At 60.2% G+C, this 25127-nt stretch carries 22 protein-coding genes and 1 pseudogene; 10 read left to right on the top strand and 13 right to left on the bottom strand.

Features of this window, described 5'->3' with window-relative positions:
• Positions 1 to 62: 62 nt before the first annotated feature.
• The 10 genes and pseudogenes from lysS to ACIOMO_RS21230 form a co-directional block, all read right to left on the bottom strand.
• Positions 63 to 1565, bottom strand: a pseudogene (gene lysS, locus ACIOMO_RS21275) (lysine--tRNA ligase).
• 111 nt (positions 1566 to 1676) lie between these two features.
• A protein-coding gene (prfB, locus tag ACIOMO_RS21270; RefSeq protein WP_401243430.1) for a peptide chain release factor 2 occupies positions 1677 to 2772 on the bottom strand; the annotation gives its coding sequence in 2 pieces (ribosomal slippage) (positions 1677 to 2699 and positions 2701 to 2772; 1095 coding nt in all).
• Positions 2773 to 2981: 209 nt separating this feature from the next.
• Positions 2982 to 3983, bottom strand: a complete 1002-nt coding sequence (locus tag ACIOMO_RS21265; RefSeq protein WP_400754067.1) for a diguanylate cyclase domain-containing protein — start codon at positions 3981 to 3983, stop codon at positions 2982 to 2984.
• A 48-nt stretch (positions 3984 to 4031) separates the two neighbouring features.
• On the bottom strand, positions 4032 to 5042 hold the full coding sequence (locus tag ACIOMO_RS21260) for a chemotaxis response regulator protein-glutamate methylesterase (protein ID WP_282358186.1): 1011 nt from the start codon (positions 5040 to 5042) through the stop codon (positions 4032 to 4034).
• Entirely contained in the window at positions 5039 to 7309 is a 2271-nt protein-coding gene (locus ACIOMO_RS21255) for a hybrid sensor histidine kinase/response regulator (RefSeq protein ID WP_401243427.1), read from the bottom strand. Before ACIOMO_RS21255 ends, ACIOMO_RS21260 begins: the two co-directional genes overlap by 4 nt.
• Positions 7306 to 7989 carry a chemotaxis protein CheW gene (locus ACIOMO_RS21250; protein WP_282358188.1) on the bottom strand — a complete coding sequence of 228 codons (684 nt, stop codon included), beginning with the start codon at positions 7987 to 7989 and terminating at the stop codon, positions 7306 to 7308. Before ACIOMO_RS21250 ends, ACIOMO_RS21255 begins: the two co-directional genes overlap by 4 nt.
• Complete coding sequence (locus ACIOMO_RS21245; RefSeq protein ID WP_159813800.1) at positions 7986 to 9257, bottom strand: protein-glutamate O-methyltransferase CheR; 1272 nt, start codon at positions 9255 to 9257, stop codon at positions 7986 to 7988. Before ACIOMO_RS21245 ends, ACIOMO_RS21250 begins: the two co-directional genes overlap by 4 nt.
• Positions 9254 to 9790 carry a chemotaxis protein CheW gene (locus ACIOMO_RS21240; protein ID WP_401243424.1) on the bottom strand — a complete coding sequence of 179 codons (537 nt, stop codon included), beginning with the start codon at positions 9788 to 9790 and terminating at the stop codon, positions 9254 to 9256. The genes ACIOMO_RS21245 and ACIOMO_RS21240 overlap by 4 nt, the downstream gene beginning before the upstream one ends.
• Positions 9790 to 11352 carry a methyl-accepting chemotaxis protein gene (locus ACIOMO_RS21235; protein WP_249342457.1) on the bottom strand — a complete coding sequence of 521 codons (1563 nt, stop codon included), beginning with the start codon at positions 11350 to 11352 and terminating at the stop codon, positions 9790 to 9792. The genes ACIOMO_RS21240 and ACIOMO_RS21235 overlap by 1 nt, the downstream gene beginning before the upstream one ends.
• Before the next feature lie 395 nt (positions 11353 to 11747).
• Positions 11748 to 12470 (bottom strand): tellurite resistance TerB family protein, encoded by a 723-nt coding sequence (locus tag ACIOMO_RS21230; protein ID WP_212543980.1) that lies wholly within the window; start codon positions 12468 to 12470, stop codon positions 11748 to 11750.
• Positions 12471 to 12646: 176 nt separating this feature from the next.
• Between ACIOMO_RS21230 and ACIOMO_RS21225 the strand changes: the two genes are divergently transcribed.
• The 8 genes from ACIOMO_RS21225 (at position 12647) to ACIOMO_RS21190 (ending at position 22727) form a co-directional block, all read left to right on the top strand.
• Complete coding sequence (locus ACIOMO_RS21225; RefSeq protein WP_053117503.1) at positions 12647 to 13561, top strand: LysR family transcriptional regulator; 915 nt, start codon at positions 12647 to 12649, stop codon at positions 13559 to 13561.
• 131 nt (positions 13562 to 13692) lie between these two features.
• Positions 13693 to 15150 (top strand): gamma-aminobutyraldehyde dehydrogenase, encoded by a 1458-nt coding sequence (locus ACIOMO_RS21220; protein ID WP_122598076.1) that lies wholly within the window; start codon positions 13693 to 13695, stop codon positions 15148 to 15150.
• 83 nt (positions 15151 to 15233) lie between these two features.
• Positions 15234 to 16385 (top strand): putative ABC transporter substrate-binding protein YdcS, encoded by a 1152-nt coding sequence (gene ydcS / locus ACIOMO_RS21215; protein ID WP_401243421.1) that lies wholly within the window; start codon positions 15234 to 15236, stop codon positions 16383 to 16385.
• Positions 16386 to 16653: 268 nt separating this feature from the next.
• Positions 16654 to 17691, top strand: a complete 1038-nt coding sequence (locus ACIOMO_RS21210) for an ABC transporter ATP-binding protein (protein ID WP_401243419.1) — start codon at positions 16654 to 16656, stop codon at positions 17689 to 17691.
• Between the two features lie 16 nt (positions 17692 to 17707).
• Positions 17708 to 18628 (top strand): ABC transporter permease, encoded by a 921-nt coding sequence (locus ACIOMO_RS21205; protein ID WP_401243473.1) that lies wholly within the window; start codon positions 17708 to 17710, stop codon positions 18626 to 18628.
• Positions 18618 to 19442: an ABC transporter permease gene (locus ACIOMO_RS21200; protein WP_016986393.1), complete on the top strand. Its 825-nt coding sequence runs from the start codon at positions 18618 to 18620 to the stop codon at positions 19440 to 19442. Before ACIOMO_RS21205 ends, ACIOMO_RS21200 begins: the two co-directional genes overlap by 11 nt.
• Before the next feature lie 149 nt (positions 19443 to 19591).
• Complete coding sequence (locus ACIOMO_RS21195; RefSeq protein WP_401243417.1) at positions 19592 to 21016, top strand: gamma-aminobutyraldehyde dehydrogenase; 1425 nt, start codon at positions 19592 to 19594, stop codon at positions 21014 to 21016.
• 226 nt (positions 21017 to 21242) lie between these two features.
• Complete coding sequence (locus tag ACIOMO_RS21190) at positions 21243 to 22727, top strand: APC family permease (protein WP_007908950.1); 1485 nt, start codon at positions 21243 to 21245, stop codon at positions 22725 to 22727.
• A gap of 75 nt (positions 22728 to 22802) precedes the next feature.
• On the opposite strand, the gene ACIOMO_RS21185 is transcribed toward ACIOMO_RS21190, so the two are convergent.
• Together ACIOMO_RS21185 and ACIOMO_RS21180 are read right to left on the bottom strand one after the other, a co-directional pair.
• Positions 22803 to 23204 (bottom strand): type II toxin-antitoxin system VapC family toxin, encoded by a 402-nt coding sequence (locus tag ACIOMO_RS21185; protein WP_053117485.1) that lies wholly within the window; start codon positions 23202 to 23204, stop codon positions 22803 to 22805.
• A complete protein-coding gene (locus ACIOMO_RS21180) occupies positions 23204 to 23449 on the bottom strand; it encodes an AbrB/MazE/SpoVT family DNA-binding domain-containing protein (protein WP_082341390.1) in 246 nt (81 codons plus the stop codon). Before ACIOMO_RS21180 ends, ACIOMO_RS21185 begins: the two co-directional genes overlap by 1 nt.
• Before the next feature lie 417 nt (positions 23450 to 23866).
• Here ACIOMO_RS21180 and ACIOMO_RS21175 point away from each other — a divergent pair, with 417 nt between their 5' ends.
• Both ACIOMO_RS21175 and ACIOMO_RS21170 read left to right on the top strand, forming a co-directional pair.
• Entirely contained in the window at positions 23867 to 24379 is a 513-nt protein-coding gene (locus tag ACIOMO_RS21175) for a Bro-N domain-containing protein (RefSeq protein ID WP_401243414.1), read from the top strand.
• 84 nt (positions 24380 to 24463) lie between these two features.
• On the top strand, positions 24464 to 24670 hold the full coding sequence (locus ACIOMO_RS21170; RefSeq protein ID WP_283437563.1) for a hypothetical protein: 207 nt from the start codon (positions 24464 to 24466) through the stop codon (positions 24668 to 24670).
• Here the strand turns inward: ACIOMO_RS21170 and ACIOMO_RS21165 are convergent.
• Positions 24667 to 24852, bottom strand: a complete 186-nt coding sequence (locus ACIOMO_RS21165; protein ID WP_008081608.1) for a hypothetical protein — start codon at positions 24850 to 24852, stop codon at positions 24667 to 24669. The genes ACIOMO_RS21170 and ACIOMO_RS21165 overlap by 4 nt on opposite strands.
• Between the last annotated feature and the right edge of the window lie 275 nt (positions 24853 to 25127).

Genomic DNA, 25127 nt, shown 5'->3' with positions numbered 1-25127 from the left:
ACATTTGTACCAGACAGGCAATAAAAAGCCGCCTGTTTTAGGCGGCTTTTTAACTGAAACGTTTACGCTTGCGGTCGCATGTGCGGGAACAGGATCACATCGCGGATCGACGGTGAGTTGGTCAGCAACATCACCAGACGGTCGATGCCGATGCCTTCACCCGCCGTTGGCGGCATGCCGTACTCCAGCGCGCGAACGAAGTCGGCGTCGTAGTGCATGGCTTCGTCGTCGCCGGCGTCCTTGTCGGCCACCTGCGCCATGAAGCGCTCGGCCTGGTCTTCCGCGTCGTTCAACTCGGAGTAGGCGTTGGCGATTTCACGGCCACCGATGAACAGCTCGAAACGGTCGGTGACGTTCGGGTTGTCGTCGTTACGGCGAGCCAGCGGCGACACTTCGAACGGGTACTGAGTGATGAAGTGCGGCTGTTCCAGCTTGTGCTCGACCAGTTCTTCGAAAATCATCACCTGCAGTTTGCCCAGACCTTCGAAGCCGAGCACCTTGGCGCCGGCCTTCTTGGCGATGGCGCGCGCCTTGTCGATGTCGTTCAGAACATCGGCAGTCAGCTCAGGGTTGTACTTGAGGATCGAGTCGAACACCGACAGACGCACGAACGGCTCGCCGAAGTGGAACACCTAGTCGCCGGACGGCACGTCGGTGCTGCCCAGAACCAACTGCGCCAGTTCACGGAACAGTTCTTCGGTCAGGTCCATGTTGTCTTCGTAGTCGGCGTACGCCTGGTAGAACTCCAACATGGTGAATTCTGGATTGTGACGAGTCGAAACGCCTTCGTTACGGAAGTTGCGGTTGATCTCGAAAACCTTTTCAAAACCACCAACCACCAGACGCTTCAGGTACAGCTCCGGGGCGATACGCAGGAACATTTCCATGTCCAGCGCGTTGTGGTGGGTTTCAAACGGCTTGGCCGCTGCGCCGCCCGGAATGGTCTGCAGCATCGGCGTTTCGACTTCGAGGAAGTCGCGCTTCATCAGGAAGCTGCGGATGTGCGCGATCACTTGCGAACGGACGCGGAAAGTCTGGCGCACTTCTTCGTTGACGATCAGGTCAACGTAGCGCTGACGGTAGCGCTGTTCGGTGTCGGTCAGGCCGTGGTGCTTGTCCGGCAGCGGACGCAGGGATTTGGTCAGCAGACGCACGCTGGTCATTTCAACGTACAGGTCGCCCTTGCCGGAACGCGCCAGGGTGCCTTCGGCGGCAATGATGTCGCCCATGTCCCAGGTTTTCACCGCGGCCAGGGTGTCTTCCGACAGGGTTTTACGGTTGACGTAGACCTGAATGCGACCGGTCATGTCCTGAATCACCATGAACGAGCCACGGTTGAGCATGATGCGACCGGCAACCTTGACCGGGATTGCAGCCTCTGCCAGCTCTTCCTTGGTCTTGTCCGCGTATTTCTTCTGCAGATCTTCGCAGTAGTTTTCGCGGCGGAAGTCGTTCGGGAAGGCGTTGCCCTTGGCGCGCTCGGCAGCCAGCTTTTCCTTGCGCAGGGCGATCAGGGAGTTTTCTTCCTGTTGCAGGGCTTGCGGGTCGAGTTGTTGGTCGCTCATGTCTTTAGATATTCCATCACAGGTTCGTTACCCCCGGCGTGGCGCCGGGGTTCGCGGGCAAGCCTTGCTCCTACAGGGTCGCGTGTCACCGCGACCGCTGTAGAGCAGGCCTTACAGCCCTGATTTCAGGCTGGCATACAGGTATTCGTCGATGTCGCCGTCGAGTACCTTGTCGCAATCGCTGCGTTCGATGTTGGTGCGCAGATCCTTGATCCGCGACGCATCGAGCACGTACGAGCGAATCTGGTGACCCCAGCCGATATCGGACTTGGTGTCTTCCAGCGCTTGCGACGCGGCGTTGCGTTTCTGCATTTCCTGCTCGTACAACTTGGCCCGCAGCATTTTCATGGCGGTGTCTTTGTTGGCGTGCTGGGAACGTTCGTTCTGGCAGCTGACCACGGTGTTGGTCGGTACGTGAGTGATACGTACCGCCGAGTCGGTGGTGTTTACGTGCTGACCACCGGCACCCGAGGAACGATAGGTGTCGATCCGCAAGTCTGCCGGGTTGATTTCGATTTCCACCTTGTCATCGATCTCTGGCGAGACGAAAACCGCGGAGAACGAGGTGTGACGACGGTTGCCGGAGTCGAACGGGCTCTTGCGCACCAGACGGTGCACGCCGATCTCGGTGCGCAGCCAGCCAAAGGCGTATTCGCCCTTGATGTGCACGGTCGCACCTTTGATACCGGCGACTTCACCGGCCGACAATTCCATGATAGTCGCGTCGAAACCGCGCTTATCCGCCCAGCGCAGGTACATGCGCAGGAGGATGTTGGCCCAGTCTTGCGCTTCGGTGCCGCCGGAACCGGCCTGGATGTCCAGGTAGGCGTTGTTCGGATCCATTTCATGGCTGAACATGCGGCGGAATTCCAGCTTGGCCAGATTTTCCTCGAGACGGGCCAGTTCGGCGACGACATCGCCCACTGCGCCTTCGTCGTTTTCTTCGACGGCCATGTCCAGCAGATCGCGGCAATCGGCCAGGCCGGCGTTCAGTTCATCGAGGGTATCGACGATCTGCGCCAGCGCCGAACGCTCGCGGCCCAGCTCCTGGGCGTATTCAGGTTTGTTCCAGACATTCGGATCTTCAAGCTCGCGATTGACTTCAGTCAGACGCTCATGCTTTTGATCGTAGTCAAAGATACCCCCGAATAGTTTCGGAGCGCTCGGACAGGTCCTTGATGGTGTTCAGGATCGGGTTGATTTCCATGACGGGCAGCACTCGTTGGCGAACTTTTGAAAGCCGGCGAGTATAACGTAATCAGGCTGTGACGGCAGCCCGTCTGGCGGGTGTGGCGGCGATTCACTTGACGCCTTTCACCTGTAGGAGCCGCCGAAGGCTGCGATCTTTTGACTTTGATTTTAAAAACAGATCAAAAGATCGCAGCCTTCGGCAGCTCCTACAGGGGATTGCGGTGGTTATTCGATCCCGACCTGGTTACGGCCATTGTTTTTGGCCAGGTACAGGCCACGATCTGCCGCCGAGATCAGCAACCGGCAATCCGTGCCCGACTGCGGCACCATGGTCGCCAGGCCGATGCTGATGGTCAGGCTCGCGCCATCCGCCGGGGTGTTGTGCGGGATTTTCAGCGACGCCACGGTCTGCCGCAGTTTCTCCGCCACCAACCGCGCCCCACCCGGCGAGGTGTTCGGCAGCACCAGCGCAAACTCTTCGCCGCCGTAGCGCGCCGGCAAGTCCGACGGTCGCGCACTGGCGTCACGGATCGCCGTGGCCACCTTGCGCAACGCCTCATCGCCTTCAACGTGGCCAAAGCTGTCGTTGTAGGGTTTGAAGTAATCGACGTCGATCATCAGTAGCGACAATTGGCTTTGATCACGCAACGAGCGGCGCCATTCCAGCTCCAGGTACTCATCGAAGTGGCGGCGGTTGGACAGCCCGGTCAGGCCATCGGAGTTCATCAAGCGTTGCAACACCAGATTGGTGTCGAGCAATTGCTGCTGACTGACCCGCAGCGCGCGGTATGCCGCATCGCGCTGCAACAACGTCATGTACGAGCGCGAGTGATAGCGAATCCGCGCCACCAGTTCGATAGTGTCCGGCAGTTTCACCAGATAGTCGTTTGCCCCGGCCGAGAACGCCGCGCTCTTGATCAGCGGGTCTTCCTTGGTCGACAGGACGATGATCGGGATGTCCTTGGTCGCCGGGTGATTGCGGTATTCGCGCACCAGGCTCAGGCCGTCGAGGCCGGGCATCACCAAGTCCTGGAGGATCACCGTCGGCTTGATCCGCACCGCCTGGGCGATGGCCTGATGCGGGTCGGAGCAGAAGTGGAAGTCGATGTTTTCCTCATTCGACAGCCCACGGCGCACGGCTTCGCCGATCATCGCCTGATCGTCCACCAACAACACCATGGCGGCGTTTTCGTCGGTTTTAATGTCGTCGATCTGTAAATCAGTCATGGGCGGTCACCTGAGTACTGCGGGGGCCAGGATTGCGGATAAATCGGTTCATTTGGGGAAAATCTCCAGCAATCGTGGCGCTATCTTTTCCAAGGGGCGGATTTCTACGGCGGCATCGATCGCGGCGGCGGCCTTGGGCATGCCGTACACCGCACTGCTTTGCTGATCCTGCGCGATGGTCAGATAACCCTGTTGGCGCAAAAGCTTAAGCCCTTGCGCGCCGTCGCGTCCCATCCCGGTCAACAAAACCCCGACCGCATCACCGTTCCAGTAGCTGGCGACGCTCTCGAAAAACACGTCGATCGAGGGCCGGTAGATCTCGTTGACCGGTTCGGCGGTGTAGGCCAGCGTGCCGTTCTTGAGTAAACGAATGTGGTGGTTGGTGCCGGCCAGCAACACCGCGCCGGTCTGTGGCGGTTCGCCTTCGCGGGCCAGACGCACATCGAGGCCGCTGGCGCTGGCCAGCCATTCGGCCATGCCGGCGGCGAACACCTGATCGACGTGCTGCACCAGCACAATCGCCGCCGAAAAATCGCGGGGCAGACCCTTGAGCAAGACTTCCAGCGCCGCCGGGCCACCCGCCGATGAACCGATCGCCACCAGTCGCTGGCGCGAGCCCGAGCTGCGCGGAGGTGTCGGTGCCGGGCGTGAGCGCGGTGCCTTGTCGCCGATCAGCCAGCCAATATTAAGGATCTTGCGCAGCAACGGCGCGGCGGCCTCCCGTGCGTCGCCGGCACCGAGGGCCGGGGTGTCGACCACATCCAGTGCGCCGTGGCCCATGGCTTCGAAGACGCGATGGACGTTCTGCTGGCGATCAACTGTGACAATCACGATCGCGCACGGCGTTTCGGCCATGATCCGCCGCGTGGCTTCGACGCCGTCCATCACCGGCATGATCAGATCCATGAGGATCAGATCCGGGGTGTTTTCAGCGCACAGTTGCACCGCCTCGGCGCCGTTGCGGGCGACCCAGACCACCTGATGCGCCGGCTCGAAGGCCAGCGCACGGCGCAGCGCCTCCACCGCCATCGGCATGTCGTTGACGATTGCGATCTTCATGCCCGCGCTCCTCCGATGAGCTCGACCACTGCGTCGAGCAGGGCGTCGTCATGAAAACTGGCTTTGGCTAAATAATAGTCCGCCCCGGCGTCCAGTCCACGGCGGCGATCCTCTTCACGATCCTTGTACGACACAACCATCACCGGCAGCGATTGCAGACGGTTGTCGCGGCGCAGCAAGGTGACCAGCTCGATGCCGTCCATGCGCGGCATGTCGATGTCGGTAATCAGCAAATCAAAATCCTCGGAGCGCAGGGCGTTCCAGCCGTCCATACCGTCCACCGCCACCGCAACGTCGTAGCCGCGATTGAGCAGCAGCTTGCGTTGCAACTCGCGTACGGTCAGCGAATCGTCGACCACCAGCACGCGTTTGCGCGCCGCTTCCACAGCCTGATTGCCATGGCGGGCGATGCGCTCAAGGCGCCCGGTATTGAGCAGTTTGTCCACCGAACGCAGCATGTCCTCAACGTCGACGATCAACACCACCGAACCGTCGTCGAGCAAGGCCCCGGCGGAGATGTCCTGCACTTTGCCCAGACGTTCGTCGAGTGGCAAGACCACCAAGGTGCGCTCGCCAATGAAGCGCTCCACGGCCACGCCATAAATCGCGTCGCGCTCGCGGATCACCACGACTTTCAGGGTTTCGCCGCTGTTCTGGCTGGCCGGGCGATTGAGCAATTGACTCGCCGCAACCAGCCCGACATGCCGGCCTTCGTGCCAGAAATGCTGGCGACCTTCGACCTGCACGATGTCTTCGGGCTCCAGATCGCACATGCGTTCGATGTGCGCGAGCGGAAAGGCGTAGGCCTCCTCGCCGACTTCTACCACCAGACTGCGCACCACCGACAGGGTCAGCGGCACCTCCAGATGGAAACGACTGCCCTCGCCCGCCGTTTGCTCCAGTTCCACCGCGCCGCGCAACTGGCGCACCATGTGCTGCACCGCGTCGAGGCCGACGCCACGGCCGGACACTTCGGTGACCGTGTCGCGCAGGCTGAAACCGGGCAGAAACAGGAACGTCAGCAGTTCCTCTTCGCTCAACTGCGCAGCGGTTTCGGCTGGGGATAACTGCCGTTCAATAATGCTGCGGCGCACCTTTTCCAGATCGACGCCATTACCGTCATCGCTCAGCTCCAGCACCAGCAAACCGGCCTGATGCGAGGCGCGCAGACGGATCAGGCCTTCCTCGGATTTGCCCTTGAGCACGCGCTGCTCCGGGGTTTCGATGCCGTGATCGACCGCGTTGCGCAGCAAATGCGTTAGCGGTGCTTCGAGTTTTTCCAGTACGTCGCGGTCGACCTGGGTCTTCTCGCCTTCGATCTCCAGCCGCACCTGTTTGCCGAGACTGCGGCCCAGATCACGCACCATGCGCACCTGACCGGTGAGCACGTCGGCGAACGGGCGCATGCGGCAGGCCAACGCAGTGTCGTAAAGCACTTGCGCGCGCTGGCTGGCCTGCCAGGCGAACTCGTCGAGTTCGGCGTTTTTCTCGCTGAGCAGTTGCTGCGATTCAGCGAGCAAGCGCCGCGCGTCTTCCAGAGCTTCCAGCGCTTCAAGGCTCAGCGCGTGTTCCTTGAGGTGCACGTTGAGGTTTTCCAGCGCGCGCAGGCCGTTGTTCTGCATGCGCTTGAGGCGCTGCATGGTCGCCAGATGCGGCTTGAGGCGCTGGGTTTCGACCAGCGATTTACTCGACAGATCGAGCAGGCTGTTGAGGCGTTCGGCGGTCACGCGCAGCACGCGTTCGCCACCCTCGGTGGTGCGTCGGCTTTTCTGTGGCGTGGGCTCTGGCGTTTCAACCGGCGGTTCGAAAGCAAGCGCAGGCGGCGCTTCGAGTTGCAACTCGGCCATCACCGGCGCAGCAACGGCAGTTGGCAGCGCTGACGGATCGAGCAACTGCCCCATCAACGCCACGTACGCTTCGATATCGCGTGGTTGCGGCGCATTCGCCGGCGTCGCAATGCGCATCAGCAGATCGGTGCCCTGCAACAACGCATCGATGTGTTCCGGGCGCAACAGCAATCGGCCTTCCTGCGCGCTGACCAGACAATCTTCCATTACGTGGGCGACGCTGACGCCGCTGTCGATGCCGACAATCCGCGCCGCGCCTTTGAGCGAGTGCGCCGCGCGCATGCACGATTCGAGTTGATCGGCCTGGGTTGGATTGCGTTCCAGTGCCAGCAGCCCGGTGCTGAGCACTTGGGTCTGCGCTTCGGCTTCGAGGCTGAACAGCTCCAGCAAGGAGGCGTCGCGCATTTGCTCGGGGGTCATGTGAGGCTCCGGGTCACGGCGGACAGCAACTGTTCTTCATCCAGCCAACGCAGGCTGCGACCGCGAAACTGCAGGACGCCACGGGTGTATTTGGCACTGGCCTGCGCCCCGGATTGTGAGGCGGCATCGAGGATGCGCTCGTCGATGGCATGAATGCCGTCGACTTCATCCACCGGCACCACCACCGGCCCGCCATGGGCGGCGATGATCAGCATGCGCGGCATCACCCGCCCGGTGCTGACCGGCACGGCATTGGCGTCCAGATCAAGCAACTCAACCAGCGACAGACACGCCACCAGTGCGCCGCGCACATTGGCCACGCCGAGCAAGGCGCGCGAACGCTGGTGCGGCAACGAGTGGATCGCCTGCATTGGCGCCACTTCGACCAGACTGCGCGTTGCTAGCCCGAGCCATTCTTCGCCGAGACGGAACATCAGCAACGAACGGGTTTTGACGTCGGTTTCAACCACGCTGGCGACCGGATCGCGCTCATCCTGCTGCAACGAGTAACGGTCGAGCAATCGCGTGGCGGCGGCGGAATACACCGCGCAGTTGCGGCAATGAATGTGTTCTTCCAGCAGCGGACAGGACTTGTCGCCATGGATACCGATGCGGTTCCAGCAATCGTCGATGGCCCGGGCGTCTTCGTGGGTGACGTTCAAGGTGTCGGACGCGATCATCGTTTACGCTCACTGTCGGCGGTGCGGCCGCTGCGGGCGGCGCGCTCCTGCAATCGTCTGGCACCGGCGCTGTCACCCTGGGCCTGCAGCAATGCGGCCAGGTGCATCAGCGCTTCGGGGTGTTGCGGTTCGAGGTACAGAGCTTTGCGGTAGAAGCCTTGGGCTTCAAGGGTCAGGCCGGCGACATCGCTAAGCAGGCCGAGCCAGTAAAACACCTGGGCCACCGGTTCGTGGCTGCGCAAATACTGTTCACACGCAGCGCGGGCCTCGGCGCTTTTGCCTTCATTGGCCAGCGCGGCAATGTTCGCCAGCAGCGTTGCCGCGTCCGGGTTGGCGCTGGCGCGGGTGGTCGGCATTGGCGTCACTGCGCTGAACGGCCGATTGCGTACCGGCGTTGGCGGCGTGCTGCGCGGCGGTGGGCTGATCGGCAACGTGACCGGTTTTGGCGTCGGCAGCGGCTCGGGATGCGGATCGCTGTGACGACTGAACGCGAAGGACTGCGGGATGCCGATCGAACGCATGCCCAGACGCCCGAGCAGACTGCCCTCGGCCGGGCCGATGAACAGCACGCCGTCGTCATGGGTGAGGCGTTTGAGCACTTCGAACACTTGCTTCTGCGTCGCCTGGTCGAAATAGATCAGCAGGTTGCGACAGAACACAAAATCGAACGGCGGATCGCTGGCCCACAGCGTCGGATCAAGCACGTTGCCAACCTGTAAACGCACCTGCTCGCGAACGTTCTCGTTGAGCAAATGACCGTCCTGTTGCGCACTGAAATGGCGCTCGCGATAAGTCAGTTCATCGCCGCGAAACGAGTTCTTGCCGTACAGCGCGCGCCGGGCTTTTTCCACCGACAGCGGGCTGACGTCCATGCCGTCGACTTTGAATTGATGCGGTTTGAGCCCGGCATCGAGCAAGGCCATGGCAATCGAATAAGGTTCTTCGCCGGTCGAACACGGCAGGCTGAGGATGCGCAGCGCGCGCATGTTGTTTAGCTCGCCAAGGCGTTTCAGCGCCAGTTTGCCCAGCGTCGCGAAAGATTCCGGGTAACGGAAAAACCACGTTTCCGGGACAATCACCGCTTCGATCAGCGCTTGCTGTTCATCGCGCGAGCCTTGCAGCAACTGCCAGTACTCTTCGGCGTTGGCCGCTTGCGACAGCGTGGTGCGCTGACGCACCGCACGCTCGATAATCGCCGGGCCCACCGAGGTCACATCGAGGCCGATGCGCTCTTTGAGGAAGTCGAAAAAGCGCTGATCGCTGCTCATGGCTGCCCCTCGAACTGCGCCGGACTCAGCGGCGGATCGGGGAACAGCAAGGCGCGCACGCCGTCATCGAGCAAATCGTTGACCCGCACCCATTGCACCAGCCCCTGCGCATCTTCGCGCACCGGGCCGAGGTACGGCGCCTCGCGATTGTCGAGGCCGTACGGCTGAAAATCCTGCGGGTTGCAGCGCAGCGTGTCGGTAGCCTGTTCAAGAATCAGCCCGAGCCATTGCCCCGGCTGCGACTCGTTCGGGCGGTAATGCACCAGCACCAGTCGCGTGCTGGTGCGCGCCTCGGCCGGTTGACCGAATGTCAGCGCGCTGAGGTCAATCACCGGCACCACCGCGCCGCGATAAGCGAAGACCCCGGCGACCCACTGCGGCGCCCGTGCGATCGGTTTCAACGGCAGGCGCGGCAGCACTTCCGCCACCTCGGTCGCGCGCAACGCGTAACGTTCGCTGCCAATGCGAAACAGCAGGAACAACGCCTGCTTCGCCACCGGTGCGACGTTGCGTTTGGCGATGATTTCGCTCATCAGACTTTGAATCGCGAGACGCCGCTGCGCAGCCCAACGGCCACCTGGCTCAGTTCGTCGATGGCGAAACTGGCCTGACGCAGCGATTCAACGGTCTGGCTGCTGGCATCGCCCAACTGCACCAGCGCGTGGTTGATCTGCTCGGCGCCGGTGGCTTGCGCCTGCATGCCTTCGTTGACCATCAACACGCGCGGCGCCAGCGCCTGCACTTGATGAATGATCTGCGACAGTTGCTCGCCGACCTGCTGCACTTCGGACATGCCGCGACGCACTTCTTCGGAAAATTTGTCCATGCCCATCACACCGGCCGACACCGCCGACTGAATCTCGCGCACCATTTGTTCGATGTCATACGTGGCGACCGCAGTCTGATCCGCCAGACGGCGCACTTCGGTGGCGACCACGGCAAAACCACGGCCGTATTCACCGGCCTTCTCGGCTTCGATGGCGGCGTTGAGCGAGAGCAGGTTGGTCTGGTCGGCCACTTTGACGATGGTCACCACCACCTGATTAATGTTGCCGGCCTTCTCATTGAGGATCGCCAGTTTGGCGTTGACCAGATCGGCGGCGCCCATCACCGAGTGCATGGTGTCTTCCATGCGTGCGAGGCCTTGCTGGCCGGAGCCGGCGGCCACCGACGCCTGATCGGCAGCGGTGGAGACTTCAGTCATGGTGCGCACCAGATCGCGCGACGTGGCGGCAATTTCGCGGGAGGTCGCGCCGATTTCGGTGGTGGTCGCGGCGGTTTCGGTGGCGGTGGCTTGCTGCTGTTTGGAAGTGGCGGCGATTTCAGTCACCGAGGTGGTCACCTGCACCGACGAGCGCTGCGCCTGGGACACCAGCGACGTGAGCTCGGTCATCATGTCGTTGAAGCCGGTTTCCACCGCGCCGAATTCGTCTTTGCGGTCGAGGTTCAGGCGCGAGCTGAGGTCGCCGGTGCGCATGATTTCGAGGATTTTCACGATGCGGTTCATTGGCGCCATGATTGCGCGCATCAACAGCAGACCACAGGCCGCTGCGGCCAAAACCGCCACCAGCAGGGACACGGCCATGCTGACTTTCGCAGCGGCCACGGCATCGTCGATGTTGTTCATGGCTTCATCGGCGACGGATTTGTTCTCGCGGATGATGTCGTTGAGCTTCATGCGGCCAGCCGTCCAGGCGGGGGTCAGTTGTTCGTTGAACATCTTCGCCGCTTCATCGTCCTGGTTGCGCTGATGCAGATCGAGCACCGCCGTCTGCACCTTGAAGTAATTGAGCACGTCCTGTTTGAAGACAGAGAACTCGGCCTTGTCCTCGTCGGTGGTGACGGTGGTTTGGTAGTTTGCCATCTGCTCATCGAGGCGCGCTTCGAAGGCCTTGAAGTCCGCCGCGTCTTCGGCGCTGATGCCCTGGCCCCGCTTCAGACCCAGCAATTCCTGGGTTTGCAGGTAACTGTCGACCCAGGCGCTGCGGATCATCGAGCTGTAATACACGCCCGGCACCGCGTCCTGTCGCACGCTCTGCTCACCGGCTTCGATCTTCAACAAACGCGAATACGAGACGACGACCATCAGCAACATGATGGCGATAATCACCGCAAAGCTCGCCAAAATGCGTTGGCGCAACGTCCAGTTCTTCACAGTGATTCCTCGTGCCTAGGTCGAAATGCGGGGAGTATAGCCGAGGGCGGTGTTTCATTTATAAGACGCTTTTTAACCCCCGGGCCTGCCCGACGCGGTTGGCGGGAGGCTCTGGAGTGGGACTGTCCGACAATCAGGGGTGGGCGTGCCAGCGATGAAACGGCAAAAAGAGGCGGCGCAATGGCCATTACGCAGATGACTGGGCTGCAAATGCGATCAACTGTAGGAGCCGAGCTTGCTCGCGAAAGCGGTGGATCAGTTGCCGATGATGTTGGCTGACACACCGCTTTCGCGAGCAAGCTCGGCTCCTACAAATTTCAACTGCGTTGCGAGATTTAGGTCAACGCCTGGCGCACCTGCTTCTCCAGTTCGATTTTCAGACCGGGCTCCAGCTTCAACTGTCGCGCCAGTTCATCCAGATAGCTCTTTTCCATGAAGTTCTCTTCGTCCACCAGCATCACGCTGGCGATGTACATCTCAGCAGCCATTTCCGGCGTACTCGCGGCGCGGGCGACGTCGGTGGGGTCGAGGGGTTTGTTGAGTTCGGCGTGCAGCCAGTGTTGCAGTTCCTGATCGTTGTCGAGTTTGGTGAATTCACCCTCGATCAACTGGCGCTCGCGATCATCGATGTGGCCGTCAGCCTTGGCGGCGGCGACCAGTGCTTTGAGAATCGCCTGACTGTGTTGTTCGACTTGCGCCGCTGGCAGGCGGTCGATCGTCTGCGGTTCAGTTTGCGGCGCGATGCCTTTCTGCGCGTTGTAGTTGCCATAAGCCTTGTAAGCCAGCACACCGAGCGCCGCGAGGCCGCCGTAGATCGCTACTTTGCCGCCGACCTTGCGCACTTTCTTGTTACCGAGCAGCAGGCCCATCGCGCCAGCCGCCAGCGCTCCGCCACCCGCGCCTGACAACAGGCCGCCGAGGCCACCGGAGCCAGATGCGCCACCGAGCAAGCCGCCCAAGCCTCCACCGGACGATTTGTTCTGCGAACCACCGGCCTTGTTCTGCAACAGATCCTGGCCGGACTTGAGTAGTTGATCGAGCAATCCACGGGTGTTCATGTTCCGCCTCCAAAACAGGGGTTATCCGGATCTATAAGGCCTCCAGCCTAGTTCGAAAGTGCCCGTGACCGGCCTGCGAGTGTGCTTCCAGATGTTGCTCGCTGCGCGCAGGCCTTCGTGAAAATAGATATACACTCAGATCCATCTATAAAAACCGCCCACCGGGTATTCCCGTCATGATGACCCTGCGTCAGATTCGTCACTTCATCGCCGTGGCCGAGACCGGCTCGATCTCCGCCGCCGCGCAAACCGCATTCATTTCCCAATCGACCCTAACCTTGGCGATCCAGCAACTGGAAGAGGAAATCGGCGTCAGCCTGTTCAGCCGTCACGCCAAAGGCATGACGCTTACGCACCAAGGTCATCAATTCCTACGTCAGGCGCACCTGATTCTTGCGACTGTGGACAACGCCAAACGCAGTCTGCAACAGAGCACCGACCAAGTTGCCGGGCAGTTGATCATCGGCGTGACCAGTCTGGTTGCCGGTTATTACCTGGCGGATTTACTCACGCGTTTTCAGCGTGCTTACCCGAATGTCGAGATTCGGGTGATGGAAGACGAGCGCCCGTATATCGAACATTTGCTGGTCAGCGGCGAGATCGACGTCGGCGTGTTGATCCTCTCCAACCTCGAAGATCGCCACGCCTTGCAGACTGAAGTGTTGACTCACTCGCCGCACCGTTTGTGGCTCCCGGCCCAGCATCCACTGCTGGAGCACGACAGCATCAACCTCGCCGATGTCGCCCGCGAGCCGTTGATTCAACTCAACGTCGATGAAATGGATCGTAATGCCCAACGCCTGTGGCGCGGCGCCGGCCTGCAACCAAAAATCACTTTGAGAACCGCATCGACGGAGGCTGTGCGAAGTCTGGTCGCCGCCGGTTTGGGCGTATCGATCCAGCCAGACATGACTTATCGCCCTTGGTCACTCGAAGGCGACATCATCGAAGCAAGACCGATTGCCGACTTGAATCAAACCCTCGACGTCGGCCTGGCCTGGCGCCGTGGCACCGCGCGCCCCGCTCTCGTCGATCCATTTCTCACTGTGGCCCGTGAGCAACCCCACGGCGGGCGCAAGCCATCTATTTAATCGAATGCTGCCTTCAGTATTTAGAATTTGTCGACCTCGGAGCCGCGCACTAGTCTTGCTGCATCTATAAGACGGTCGGCTCCCGATATCAGGGAGCAACAATGGCCACACAAGAAAAGAGAACGCGGAAAATGGCTGGCGCGCAGACCCCGATGTGTACCGCGTTGTTGATCGATGGCGAATTGGTCGCCGGGGAAGGTTTTGTCGAGCCGATTCTCAACCCGGCCACCGGTGAAATCCTCACCCACATCGCCGAGGCCAGCACCGAGCAAGTCGAAGCCGCCATCCTCGCCGCCCACCGCGCCTTCGCCGAATGGTCGCGCACCACGCCGCAGCAACGTTCGAACCTGCTGTTGGACATCGCCAACGCCGTCGAAAAACACGCCGATCACCTTGCCCGCCTCGAATCGCTGAACTGCGGCAAGCCGTTGCACCTGGCGCGTCAGGACGATCTGACGGCGACCGTCGATGTCTTCCGGTTCTTCGCCGGCGCCGTGCGTTGCCAGACCGGTCAGCTCAGCGGCGAATACCTGCCGGGCTACACCAGCATGGTGCGCCGCGATCCGATTGGCGTGGTCGCCTCGATTGCGCCGTGGAATTACCCGATCATGATGGCCGCGTGGAAAATCGCCCCGGCCCTCGCCGCCGGCAACACGCTGGTGTTCAAACCCTCCGAACACACGCCGCTGTCGATCCTCGCCCTGGCGCCAGCGCTGGCCGAAATCCTCCCGCGCGGGGTGATCAACATCATCTGCGGTGGCGGCGAAGGCGTCGGCAGCCACTTGGTTGGCCACGCCAAAGTGCGCATGGTTTCGCTGACCGGCGATATCGTCACCGGGCAGAAAATCCTTCAGGCCGCGGCGAAAACCCTGAAACGCACGCACCTCGAACTCGGCGGCAAGGCCCCGGTGATCGTCTGCAACGACGCCGACATTCAGGCCGTGGTCGAAGGCGTGCGCACTTACGGTTACTACAACGCCGGGCAAGACTGCACCGCCGCCTGCCGGATCTACGCGCAGGCCGGGATTCACGACAAATTGGTCGCAGAGCTTGGCGCCGCCGTCAGCAGCCTGCGCTTCGCCGGCAAACGTGATGCCGACAACGAGATTGGCCCGCTGATTAGCACGCGCCAGCGCGACCGCGTCGCCAGTTTCGTCGAACGCGCGCTCGGTCAGCCGCACATCGAACGCGTGACCGGTGCAGCGGTGCATTCCGGCGCCGGTTTCTACTATCAACCGACCCTGCTGGCCGGTTGCAAACAGAGCGACGAAATCGTCCAGCGCGAAGTGTTCGGCCCGGTGGTCACCGTGACTCGCTTCGACGAACTCGCGCAGGCCGTCGACTGGGCCAACGATTCCGAATACGGCCTCGCCTCGTCGGTGTGGACGCAGAATCTGGACAAGGCAATGCAGGTTGCCGCGCGCCTGCAATACGGCTGCACGTGGATCAACAGCCATTTCATGCTGGTCAGCGAAATGCCCCACGGTGGGCTCAAACGCTCCGGTTACGGCAAAGACTTATCCAGCGATTCGCTGCAGGACTACAGCGTGGTGCGGCACATCATGGCCCGCCACGGCCAGCATCTCTGACTACGCTAATAACAAGCCGCCAACGGCATGCTTCACCGCGTTCACAACTGCCCCGACCATAATTTAAAGAAGAGGGTTCAACCATGTTCGTGCACAAGACCGCACTGCTCAGTGCAATCACCACGGCCTTGCTGGCCAGCGCCAGCCTGCAAGCCGCCGAGCCGTTGAAGGCCGTCGGCGCCGGCGAAGGTCAGCTGGATATCGTTGCGTGGCCGGGCTACATCGAACGTGGCGAGAGCGATAAAGCCTATAACTGGGTGACCGGTTTCGAGCAGGAAACCGGCTGCAAGGTCAACGTGAAGACAGCGGCCACCTCGGACGAAATGGTCAGCCTGATGGCCAAGGGCGGTTACGACCTGGTCACCGCATCCGGCGACGCCTCGCTGCGGTTGATCGTCGGCAAGCGTGTGCAACCGATCAACACTGCGTTGATCCCGAACTGGAACACCCTCGACCCGCGTCTCAAAGACGCGCCGTGGTACGTGGTCAACAACCAGACTTACGGCACCCCGTACCAGTGGGGCCCGAACGTGCTGATGTACAACACCAACGTGTTCAAAACCGCGCCGACCAGTTGGAACGTGGTGTTTGCCGCGCAGGACTTGCCCGATGGCAAACCGAACAAAGGCCGAGTGCAGGCCTATGACGGCCCGATCTATATCGCCGATGCGGCGCTGTATTTGAAGTCGACCAAGCCAGAACTGGGCATCAAAGACCCGTATCAACTCACCGAAGATCAATACAAAACCGTGCTCGATCTGTTGCGCGCGCAGCAGCCGCTGATCCACCGCTACTGGCATGACACCACGGTGCAGATGAGCGACTTCAAAAACGAAGGCGTGGTGGCATCGAGTGCCTGGCCGTATCAGGTCAACGGTTTGATGAACGAAAAGCAGCCGATCGCGTCGACCATTCCGAAAGAAGGCGCCACGGGCTGGGCTGACACCACTATGTTGCACGCCGAGGCCAAGCACCCGAACTGTGCCTACAAGTGGATGGACTGGTCGCTGAAACCGAAAGTCCAGGGTGATGTGGCGGCGTGGTTTGGTTCGTTGCCAGCCGTTCCGGCGGCGTGCAAGGGCAGCGAGTTGCTCGGCGCTGAAGGTTGCAAGACCAACGGTTTCGACCAGTTCGACAAGATCGCCTTCTGGAAAACCCCGCAGGCTGAAGGCGGCAAGTTTGTGCCGTATAGCCGCTGGACGCAGGACTACATCGCGATCATGGGCGGCCGTTAGCTCTCGACAACGACGCGGTCTGCTCCCTTTCCCCCCTCGCCCCCTTGGGGGAGAGGGCTGGGGTGAGGGGGTAGCTTTTGACTTTGCTCTTGATCTCAGAGCAATGGCCGAAACCGCCACCCTCACCCCCCGCCCTCTCCCGGAGGGAGAGGGAGCTAAAAGCAATCTCAGCGCCCTGCACACCTACTGTAGGAGCTGCCGCAGGCTGCGATCTTTTCGACGCACACACGACTTTTTTTGAAAGCCCGCTTTACCGGAGCACCGCACCATGACGCTTGCAGTCCAGTTCACCAACGTTTCCCGGCAGTTCGGCGAGGTGAAGGCCGTTGACCGGGTTTCCATCGATATCGAGGACGGCGAGTTCTTTTCCATGCTCGGCCCTTCCGGCTCGGGCAAAACCACCTGCCTGCGCCTGATCGCCGGGTTCGAACAACCGAGCGCCGGTTCGATCCGCATTCACGGTGCTGAAGCGGCCGGTCTGCCGCCGTACCAGCGTGACGTCAACACGGTGTTTCAGGATTACGCGCTGTTCCCGCACATGAACGTGCTCGACAACGTCGCCTACGGTTTGAAGGTCAAAGGCGTCGGCAAAAACGAGCGGCACAAACGCGCCGAAGAAGCCTTGGACATGGTCGCCCTCGGCGGTTATGGCGCGCGCAAACCGGTGCAGTTATCCGGCGGTCAGCGCCAGCGCGTCGCCCTCGCCCGCGCCTTGGTCAATCGTCCGCGCGTGTTGTTGCTCGATGAGCCTCTGGGCGCGCTCGATTTGAAATTGCGCGAACAGATGCAAAGCGAACTGAAAAAGCTGCAACGCCAACTCGGCATCACTTTCATCTTCGTCACCCACGATCAAACCGAAGCGCTGTCGATGTCCGACCGCGTTGCCGTGTTCAACAAGGGTCGCATCGAACAAGTCGACACGCCGCGCAATCTGTACATGAAACCGACTACCACATTTGTCGCTGAATTCGTCGGCACCTCGAACGTGATTCGCGGCGATCTGGCACGTGAAATCAGCGGTCATCCGCAGCCATTTTCGATCCGCCCCGAACACGTGCGTTTCGCCGAAGGCCCACTCGCAAGTCACGAAATCGAAGTCAGCGGTCTGCTCCACGACATCCAGTACCAGGGCAGCGCCACCCGTTATGAATTGAAGCTGGAAAACGGCCAGACCCTGAGCATCAGCCACGCCAACAATCAGTGGATCGACAGCAGCGCACAACACCAGACCGGCCAGCGCCTGAACGCGCGTTGGGCGCGGGAAGCGATGATTCCGCTGCACGATACCGTGGCGAGCGGGGTGTGACATGAGCACGCTCGCGATGACTGCATCGCCGCCGTTGCGCAGGTTTTCCAATCTGCTCTACCGCAAGCCGAACCTGTATCTGTCGATGCTGCTGGTGCCGCCATTGCTGTGGTTCGGCGCGATTTATCTCGGCTCGCTGCTGGTGCTGTTGTGGCAGGGTTTCTACACCTTCGACGACTTCACCATGGCGGTCACCCCTGACCTGACCCTGGCGAATTTCGCCGCGCTGTTTCAGCCGTCGAACTTCGACATCATCCTGCGCACGCTGAGCATGGCCATCGTCGTGTCGATCGCCAGCGCCATCGTCGCGTTCCCGATTGCCTACTACATGGCGCGCTACACCACCGGCAAAACCAAGGCGTTTTTCTACATCGCGGTGATGATGCCGATGTGGGCCAGTTACATCGTCAAGGCCTACGCGTGGACGTTGCTGTTGGCCAAGGGCGGCGTGGCGCAGTGGTTCGTGCAGCACTTGGGATTGGAGCCGGTTTTGCAGTTCATCTTGGGGATTCCCGGGGTGGGCGGCAGCACTCTGTCGACCTCGCATCTGGGGCGATTCATGGTGTTTGTGTACATCTGGCTGCCGTTCATGATCCTGCCGATTCAGGCGTCGCTGGAACGTCTGCCGCCGTCGCTGTTGCAGGCCTCCGCTGACCTTGGTGCGAAGCCGCGTCAGACCTTTATGCAGGTGATTTTGCCGCTGTCGATTCCGGGGATTGCCGCCGGTTCGATTTTCACGTTTTCGCTGACCCTGGGCGACTTTATCGTGCCGCAACTGGTCGGGCCGCCGGGGTATTTCGTCGGCAGCATGGTCTACGCGCAGCAAGGTGCGATTGGCAATATGCCAATGGCGGCGGCGTTCACGCTGGTGCCGATCGTGTTGATCGCGATTTACCTGTCCATCGTCAAACGACTGGGGGCTTTCGATGCGCTCTGATTCTTCATCACAAGGGCATGCCTCTCTAGGCCTGAAAATCGCAGCGTGGGGCGGGTTGGTGTTTCTGCACTTTCCGATCCTGATCATCTTCCTTTACGCCTTCAACACCGAAGAAGCCGCGTTCAGTTTTCCGCCGAAGGGCTTCACACTGCACTGGTTCAGCGTGGCGTTTTCGCGGCCGGATGTGCTGGAGTCGATCAAGCTTTCATTGCAGATCGCAGCCATCGCCACGTTGATTGCGATGGTGCTCGGCACGCTCGCATCGGCCGCTTTGTACCGCCGGGATTTCTTCGGCAAACAGGGTATTTCGCTGATGCTGATTTTGCCGATTGCGCTGCCGGGGATCATCACCGGGATCGCGCTGCTGGCCACGTTCAAAACCCTGGGGATCGAGCCGGGGATGTTCACCATCATCGTCGGCCACGCGACCTTCTGCGTGGTGATCGTCTACAACAACGTCATCGCCCGCCTGCGCCGCACTTCGCACAGTTTGATCGAGGCCTCGATGGATCTCGGCGCCGATGGCTGGCAGACGTTTCGCTACATCATCCTGCCGAACCTCGGCTCGGCGTTACTGGCGGGCGGCATGTTGGCGTTTGCGCTGTCGTTCGACGAAATCATCGTCACCACGTTCACCGCCGGGCATGAGCGCACGTTGCCATTGTGGCTGCTCAATCAGTTGAGTCGCCCTCGGGATGTGCCGGTGACCAACGTCGTCGCGATGCTGGTGATGATGGTGACGATGCTGCCGATCCTCGGCGCGTACTACCTGACGCGCGGTGGCGAAAGCGTCGCCGGCAGCGGCGGCAAATAACCGAATAACCACAAACCCAACCCCGTGTAGGAGCTGCCGAAGGCTGCGATCTTTTGATCTTGATCTTCAAAGCAACATCAAAAGATCGCAGCCTTCGGCAGCTCCTACAGGGGTTCGGTTTCGGCAGAACAATAAAGAGGACAACAGACATGCAAACCAAACTCTTGATCAACGGCCAACTGGTCACCGGCGAAGGCCCAGCACAACCGGTGCTCAACCCTTCGCTTGGCGAAGTCCTGGTAGAAATCAACGAAGCCACTGAAGCCCAGGTCGATGCCGCCGTGCGCGCCGCCGACAACGCCTTCGCCGACTGGTCGCAAACCGCGCCAAAAGACCGCTCGCTGCTGCTGCTCAAACTCGCCGACGCCATCGAAGCCCACGGCGAAGAGCTGGCCAAACTCGAATCCGACAACTGCGGCAAACCCTACACCGCCGCGCTCAACGACGAGATCCCGGCGATTGCCGACGTGTTCCGTTTCTTCGCCGGTGCCAGCCGTTGCATGAGCGGTTCGGCCGGTGGCGAATACCTGCCCGGCCACACCTCGATGATCCGCCGCGACCCGGTCGGCGTGATCGCTTCCATCGCGCCGTGGAACTACCCGCTGATGATGGTCGCCTGGAAAATCGCCCCGGCGCTGGCCGCCGGTAATACCGTGGTGCTCAAGCCGTCGGAACAAACCCCGCTGACCGCGTTGCGCCTGGCCGAACTGGCGTCGGAAATCTTCCCGGCCGGTGTACTCAATCTGGTGTTTGGTCGTGGGCCTACCGTTGGTAGTCCGTTGGTCACGCATCCGAAAGTGCGCATGGTCTCGCTAACCGGCTCCATCGCCACGGGCGCCAATATCATTTCCAGCACTGCCGACAGCGTTAAACGCATGCACATGGAACTGGGCGGCAAGGCGCCCGTAATCATTTTCGATGACGCCGACATCGATGCGGCGGTGGAAGGAATTCGCACGTTTGGTTTCTACAACGCCGGGCAGGATTGCACTGCCGCGTGCAGGATTTATGCGCAACAGGGCATCTACGACAAATTCGTCGAGAAGCTCGGCGCGGCGGTCAGCAGCATCAAGTACGGCTTGCAGGATGATCCGTCGACCGAACTGGGGCCGTTGATCACTGCACAACATCGCGACCGTGTTGCCGGGTTTGTGGAGCGTGCTGTGGCGCAGTCGCACATTCGTTTGATCACTGGTGGCAAGGCTGTTGATGGTAACGGCTTCTTCTTCGAGCCGACCGTGTTGGCCGACGCGCAGCAGGACGACGAGATCGTTCGCCGCGAAGTGTTTGGCCCGGTGGTTTCGGTGACCAAGTTCACCGATGAGGCGCAGGCGCTGGAATGGGCCAACGATTCGGACTACGGCCTAGCGTCCTCGGTGTGGACGGCGGATGTGGGACGCGCGCACCGCATGTCGGCACGCTTGCAGTACGGCTGCACGTGGGTGAACACGCACTTCATGCTCGTCAGCGAAATGCCCCATGGCGGTCAGAAATTGTCCGGTTACGGGAAGGACATGTCCATGTATGGGCTGGAGGACTACACCACGGTTCGGCATGTGATGTTCAAGCATTAACGGCGAAAAGATCGCAGCCTGCGGCAGCTCCTACATGATGGACGCCGCTCCCCTGTAGGAGCTGCCACAGGCTGCGATCTTTTCCGCGACACACGGACGATGTCGGCGATTCACCACCAGGCTTCACCGAAACCAAAACAACAACTACCGAACCGGGCGGCGCCCACAAAGCCCCGCCACGGCCTCGGCCATCCGAAATCTGCCGATTTCACGGAGCAAAACACACATGAGTTCCTCACCCGATCTCGCCACAGCCGTTGCCGACAGCGATGCCGAACAACTGCGCAAACTGGGCTACACCTCGAACTTCAACCGCAGCATGAGCCTGTGGGAAAACTTCGCCTTGGGCTTCACTTATCTGTCACCGGTCGTAGGGGTTTATACCCTCTTCGGCCTGTGCCTCGCCGCCGGCGGCCCACCGATGTTCTGGGCCTACTTGCTGGTTGGTTGCGGCCAATTGCTGGTGTGCCTGATCTTCGGCGAAGTGGTTTCGCAGTTCCCGATTTCCGGCGGTGTTTACCCTTGGGCGCGCCGGTTGGTCGGTAAGAAATGGGCGTGGATGGTTGGCTGGATCTACTCCATCGCCCTCTGCGTCACCATCGCTGCCGTTGCGGTCGGCGCCGGCCCGTACCTGGCCGCCATGCTCGGTTTCGAGCCGAGCAACAACACCAACATCGTCATCGCCCTGGTGCTGACCCTGTTCGCCACACTGGTCAACCTCAGCGGCACCAAAGTGCTGGCGCGCATCGCCATGTTCGGCTTCCTCTGCGAACTGGTTGGCGCGGTGATCGTTGGCGTTTACTTGTTGGTGTTCGAACGCCATCAACCGCTCAGCGTGCTGTTCAACACCTTCGACATCAGCGTCGACGGCTCGTACCTGCCGGCTTTCCTCACCGCGTCGTTGGCGGGGATGTTCCTCTACTACGGCTTCGAGGCCTGCGGCGACGTGGCCGAAGAAACCCCGAACCCGAGCGCAAAAATCCCGGTGGCCATGCGCATGACCATCTACATCGGCGGCATCGCGGCGATGTTCGCCTGCCTGGCGCTGATCCTCGCCGTGCCGGACATGCAAGCCGTGATCAACGGCACCGACAAAGACCCGGTCACTACCATCCTCAACAATGCCTTCGGCCCGGTCGGTTCGAAAGTGGTGATGGGCGTGGTGATGATTTCCTTCATCTCCTGCGTCATCAGCCTACAAGCAGCGGCGAGCCGTCTGCTGTACTCCTACGCTCGCGACGAAATGGTCATCGGCAGCCGACTGCTGAAAAAGATTTCTCCTACCACCCAAGTACCGGTTGCCGCACTGTTCGTGTCCGGCGTCCTGCCGGCGCTGATCATCGCCCTCGGTTTCTTCCTGCAAGACGCGGTGGCCACCATCGTCAGCTTCGCCGCCATCGGCATCTACCTCGCGTTCCAGATGATCGTCCTGGCCGCGCTGTACGCCCGCAGCAAAGGCTGGAAACCGAGCGGCAAATTCACCCTCGGCGCATGGGGCTGGCCGGTGAACATCGGCGCGCTGGTGTACGGCGTTGGCGCAATCATCAACATGGCCTGGCCACGCACGCCTGATGCGGCGTGGTATGTGAACTATGCGATGGTGTTGAGCACGGCGATCGTGATTGGCTTGGGCTTGGTTTATATGTGGATTGGCAAGCCGTATGACCATGGCAAGGCGCCGGCTGGAGATGCTTGGAAGGTGAGTCGCTAAAGCAGAATCGCCCCGGTAGGTTCATTCTTATCGGGGCGATTTGCGAGACCGCTCGTCGTGTAGCAATCCATAAGCTCAGGACGGCGTTATCAATTCGACTGAAGGGAAATAATTGCGGTAACGCTTGGAGTCTCTCGTCAACAAGGGTAATTTTTTTACGGCCGCATGTGCTCCGATGAAAAAATCAGCCAGAACATTATGCTTTCCACCGCCAACCTTCCGATACTTCACGAAGGCCTTACCAGCTAAAAACAGTGCGGGTCTAGGAATGTCCTGCATGACCAATCCCAGTTGACTCACTACTCCGTCCAATGTCTCAAACGTCGAAAATGTCTGTGATAGCTCTGCATAAACTATCGGGTTGATGGCTAACTCATGGATCAGTGATTGAGCACGAAGTTGCTGAATCGACCAATCGGCCCAGACCGGATCGTCTTCGAGCACATCAATCAACACATTCGTATCGACCAGCACCATCAATCATCCCCTCGGAGCAAGGCCATTAAATCATCGGTTCGCCATTTGATATCGGCTTTGCCCCTTACGGCATCAAATCGATCAGGAGCTCGCGCTTTTCCCGATTCGCGCTTAGCACTATGCAGAACCACTTCGCCATGATCGTTGACGCTGAACTCAATGGCCGAGCCCGGCGTAAGATGCAAAGCATCACGAATTGGCTTGGGGATTGTGACTTGCCCCTTGCTGGTCATGGTCGTCGACATGTCATACCCCTAAAGTATTACTCAATGGAACAACGTATTACTTGATCGAGCTATCTGCAACCGCCGCTTATCGCAGGATTATTTTTACCGGATTGCAGGCCTCGACCTCTTAGCCCTGATGGCACTCATGCAGTTCATTCCGTGGATCCGAATAGATAAAGGAAAACTACGGCTTGGGCGGTCGGTTGCTGCTGACACTGCAAAATCAGGCATTTCCTACAGATACTGCCTTCAGAGAAAAGCCCGCTTTCCTACAGCAGGTATCGACAGAGCCGACTTGGCGTATTGGGTGGCTAGCCGATAGGCTTTCTCTCGGCAGCGAAATCAGCGGCCCGGTGTCGAAGTCGGAAGAAAATCAACATGGCGCAACCGCGCTCATTTGAGTGGCGGCTCTATTCTCAATATTGGAGTCGACAAATGCCTAACCACGTACAAATTCCTTCTGAAACCTCTGCTTTCTTCACCCCCACCATCTTCACCCGCCACAACCGCTTCCTCCACGCCTTTATGCAAGACCACGAAGCCTGGTTCTGCGTTCAGGATCTCGGTCGCTTGATGGGCTATCCGCTGAACGAACGCCTCACCCTGAAACTCGATCCCGACCAGCGTCGCAATGTCCTCCTGCGCAAGGACGGCGAAATCGTCGATTGCGCGATGGTCAGCGAATCCGGACTGTTCGCCCTGCTCGTCCACCACGTCGTCCCGGAAAACCGCTACCTGCGCCAGTGGCTGAGCCATGAAGTCATCCCGATGATGCGCGAAACTTATTCAAGCCCAATGGAAAACCACCCGAGCCTGAGTTCGATGCATTGGGCAGGCGTCACCGTGCCGCTGCTGCACTGGCAACAGCAGGCGTGGGTCAAATGGCGGGATGTTCCAGAGTTGATACACGGCCAGCGGCCGTACCCGGTTCTGGGTACTTGCAGCTAAAGCTAATAAATAAAAAAACTGTGGTGAGGGAGCAAACTCCCTCGCCACAGGTTTAGCGCGTCCCATCTAGCGAGTTGAATTCAGATGAGTAGAACTGTTCTCAAATTTTCTCAGATTGAGGAAGTCATTCCCTGTGATGAAAGCTTTGCGATCTCTTACCTGAAACTAAACGACAGTGCCGAGCTGCAGAAAGCCATTCACGTCGGCATCGACGATGCCGACGCAGGCAATTTGATTGACCTGTCCACCGTAAAAGCCAAATGGCTTTCACGGTGCCCACCCCAGCGTTAAAACCGCGAAACACTCCGCATCGCATCCACCAGATACCGCATCGCAATCCGGTCACTTTCCGAAAGTTCACGATAGCGCTCCACCAGTTTCAGTTCCTCAGAGCTCAACCGGCGCCTTCTGCGCCCGCTGCCCAGGCAGGGGAAGATGCCCAGCATGTCGGTGATGCCTTGTATTTTTGCCATGGACGATGTCCTTCTCTAGTACTGCAAAGAATTGCTTAAACACCACATCGCCCTGCCCCTTACAGCAGCGCCGTGTGCCCTGCCGGCCAAATGGATCGCGCCGGCCATGCCCATAGAATAGAAATAAATTCGGCGCTGAAAAGCGGTTTTTAGAGTAATTAGTCAAGAAAAGCAGATATGCCGTGTAAATCAGAACGTCCTGTCAGATTTTTAACCGACATGTCTTGTTTCATTGACACACTGGCGCAGTGAATCAACGAATTTTGCATTGCGAG

Source organism: Pseudomonas sp. NPDC087804 (genome assembly GCF_044742965.1).
Classification (GTDB): domain Bacteria; phylum Pseudomonadota; class Gammaproteobacteria; order Pseudomonadales; family Pseudomonadaceae; genus Aquipseudomonas; species Aquipseudomonas rustica.
The sequence above is the reverse complement of the archived record's forward strand: the minus strand, read 5'-3'. Positions and strand labels throughout refer to the sequence as shown.

What these genes read in the sequence shown, in the direction of transcription:
- ACIOMO_RS21265 (WP_400754067.1), bottom strand. Translation starts at nt 3,983, where the DNA reads ATGACTGATTTACAGATCGACGACATTAAAACCGACGAAAACGCCGCC.
- ACIOMO_RS21260 (WP_282358186.1), bottom strand. Translation starts at nt 5,042, where the DNA reads ATGAAGATCGCAATCGTCAACGACATGCCGATGGCGGTGGAGGCGCTG.
- ACIOMO_RS21255 (WP_401243427.1), bottom strand. Translation starts at nt 7,309, where the DNA reads ATGACCCCCGAGCAAATGCGCGACGCCTCCTTGCTGGAGCTGTTCAGC.
- ACIOMO_RS21250 (WP_282358188.1), bottom strand. Translation starts at nt 7,989, where the DNA reads ATGATCGCGTCCGACACCTTGAACGTCACCCACGAAGACGCCCGGGCC.
- ACIOMO_RS21245 (WP_159813800.1), bottom strand. Translation starts at nt 9,257, where the DNA reads ATGAGCAGCGATCAGCGCTTTTTCGACTTCCTCAAAGAGCGCATCGGC.
- ACIOMO_RS21240 (WP_401243424.1), bottom strand. Translation starts at nt 9,790, where the DNA reads ATGAGCGAAATCATCGCCAAACGCAACGTCGCACCGGTGGCGAAGCAG.
- ACIOMO_RS21235 (WP_249342457.1), bottom strand. Translation starts at nt 11,352, where the DNA reads ATGTTGCTGATGGTCGTCGTCTCGTATTCGCGTTTGTTGAAGATCGAA.
- ACIOMO_RS21230 (WP_212543980.1), bottom strand. Translation starts at nt 12,470, where the DNA reads ATGAACACCCGTGGATTGCTCGATCAACTACTCAAGTCCGGCCAGGAT.
- ACIOMO_RS21225 (WP_053117503.1), top strand. Translation starts at nt 12,647, where the DNA reads ATGATGACCCTGCGTCAGATTCGTCACTTCATCGCCGTGGCCGAGACC.
- ACIOMO_RS21220 (WP_122598076.1), top strand. Translation starts at nt 13,693, where the DNA reads ATGGCTGGCGCGCAGACCCCGATGTGTACCGCGTTGTTGATCGATGGC.
- ydcS (WP_401243421.1), top strand. Translation starts at nt 15,234, where the DNA reads ATGTTCGTGCACAAGACCGCACTGCTCAGTGCAATCACCACGGCCTTG.
- ACIOMO_RS21210 (WP_401243419.1), top strand. Translation starts at nt 16,654, where the DNA reads ATGACGCTTGCAGTCCAGTTCACCAACGTTTCCCGGCAGTTCGGCGAG.
- ACIOMO_RS21205 (WP_401243473.1), top strand. Translation starts at nt 17,708, where the DNA reads ATGACTGCATCGCCGCCGTTGCGCAGGTTTTCCAATCTGCTCTACCGC.
- ACIOMO_RS21200 (WP_016986393.1), top strand. Translation starts at nt 18,618, where the DNA reads ATGCGCTCTGATTCTTCATCACAAGGGCATGCCTCTCTAGGCCTGAAA.
- ACIOMO_RS21195 (WP_401243417.1), top strand. Translation starts at nt 19,592, where the DNA reads ATGCAAACCAAACTCTTGATCAACGGCCAACTGGTCACCGGCGAAGGC.
- ACIOMO_RS21190 (WP_007908950.1), top strand. Translation starts at nt 21,243, where the DNA reads ATGAGTTCCTCACCCGATCTCGCCACAGCCGTTGCCGACAGCGATGCC.
- ACIOMO_RS21185 (WP_053117485.1), bottom strand. Translation starts at nt 23,204, where the DNA reads ATGGTGCTGGTCGATACGAATGTGTTGATTGATGTGCTCGAAGACGAT.
- ACIOMO_RS21180 (WP_082341390.1), bottom strand. Translation starts at nt 23,449, where the DNA reads ATGTCGACGACCATGACCAGCAAGGGGCAAGTCACAATCCCCAAGCCA.
- ACIOMO_RS21175 (WP_401243414.1), top strand. Translation starts at nt 23,867, where the DNA reads ATGCCTAACCACGTACAAATTCCTTCTGAAACCTCTGCTTTCTTCACC.
- ACIOMO_RS21170 (WP_283437563.1), top strand. Translation starts at nt 24,464, where the DNA reads ATGAGTAGAACTGTTCTCAAATTTTCTCAGATTGAGGAAGTCATTCCC.
- ACIOMO_RS21165 (WP_008081608.1), bottom strand. Translation starts at nt 24,852, where the DNA reads ATGGCAAAAATACAAGGCATCACCGACATGCTGGGCATCTTCCCCTGC.